The sequence below is a fragment of the Gardnerella sp. 26-12 genome, assembly GCF_001660745.1.
Classification (GTDB): domain Bacteria; phylum Actinomycetota; class Actinomycetes; order Actinomycetales; family Bifidobacteriaceae; genus Bifidobacterium; species Bifidobacterium swidsinskii.
In genome coordinates this window covers 1-1586 of record NZ_LWSR01000149.1, presented here as the reverse complement: position 1 = coordinate 1586, position 1586 = coordinate 1, and the positions used below count along the sequence as shown (strand labels likewise).

At 45.9% G+C, this 1586-nt stretch carries 1 protein-coding gene; it reads right to left on the bottom strand.

What is annotated here, in order from left to right:
• On the bottom strand, positions 1 to 1481 hold a 1481-nt coding region (locus tag A5295_RS05940; RefSeq protein ID WP_082915522.1), incomplete at its 3' end, for an aminotransferase class I/II-fold pyridoxal phosphate-dependent enzyme.
• Positions 1482 to 1586: the final 105 nt, after the last annotated feature.

Sequence of the window (1586 nt, the reverse complement as noted above, 5' to 3'; positions counted from 1 at the left end):
TCGCGAAGCGTTTGCAAGCGCGGCAAGTAGACTACGCGGAAGTAGCCTGGAGTCTGCCAATTAAAGCCTTTGCCGTGCACAATCAGCAACTTCTGATCGCGTAGCAAATCAAGAGCAAACTGTTCATCGTCGTGAATGTTGTATCGACTTGGATCGAGCTTTACAAACATGTAGAAAGCAGCGTCTGGCCGCTCAACGCTTACGCCATCCATCTCTTGAAGCGCGTTATAGCAATACTCGCGCTGCTCATACACGCGTCCGCCTGGCTCCAAATACTTTTCAACGCTCTGGTATCCGCCCAAAGCAGTCTGAATAATCGACTGCGCAGGAACGTTCGAGCACAAGCGCATATTAGACAGCATATTAAGACCCATAATGTAGTCGCGAGCCTTGGATTTATCTCCCGAAAGACTCATCCAACCAATACGGAAGCCAGCAATCATATGCGACTTAGAAAGTCCGCTGAAAGTTACGCAGAACACGTCTGGAGCAAGAGAAGCAATCGAAATATGTTTCTTGCCGTCCATAACAAGACGGTCGTAAATCTCGTCTGCAAAAATAATCAAATTAAACTCGCGCGCAATCTTAACAATCTCTTCCAAAACTTCGCGACTATACAGCACACCCGTAGGATTATTTGGGTTAATAATCACGATTGCTTTAGTGCGAGGCGTGATTTTAGAGCGAATATCGGCAATATCTGGGTACCAATGCGACTTTTCGTCACACATGTAGTGCACAGGAGTGCCGCCGGCCAGGCTCGCGCACGCAGTCCACAGAGGATAGTCCGGGCTTGGGATAAGAATCTCGTCGCCGCAATCAAGCAGCGCTTGCATAGAAAGATTAATCAGCTCGGAAACTCCGTTTCCAGTGTAAATATCTTCCATTTGCACGCCTGGAATGCCCTTAAGCTGATCGTATTGCATAATCGCCTTGCGAGCGGAGAAAAGTCCACGACTATCCGAGTAGCCTTCGCAGTCAATAAGCTGCTGTTGCATGTCGTAAATCACTTCGTCTGGAGCGCGGAATCCGAAAGGCGCAGGATTTCCAATGTTGAGCTTTAGAATATGCGTTCCGTTCGCTTCCATGCGGTTTGCTTCTTCAACAACTGGGCCGCGAACGTCGTAAAGCACGTGCTCAAGTTTGGTGGATTTGTTGAAGGTTCTATGTTTGAGTGTTTGGGAAAGTTCAGCTTCTGTAAGCTGTGGCTGATTTAATTGTGGTTCTTCTGCAGACTGGCAGTTCTGCTCGATTTTTGCGCAAGAATGACCGCTTTTAATTCCGTCGCCGCTGATTCCAAGAATTTCAGCTAGTATGTTACGTACGTCTTTGCGAGGCTCGGTTTTGCCGCTTAAATACTGGCTTAACTGGCTTTTGCCAAGCTTATGACCGTTTTTTGCTGCAAGCTCGATTACGTCAATCTGCTTGTACCCCTTACGCTTCATAGCTTTTTTAAGCTCATCAGCAAAATTCTGTGCCATAATCTGTCTTTCTTGTAAAATCGGCATTTATAAATTGAACAAGTTTATAGCAAAGTTCAAAATATAAGTATTAAATTGAACTATTTCTGTCTCTTATACACATCT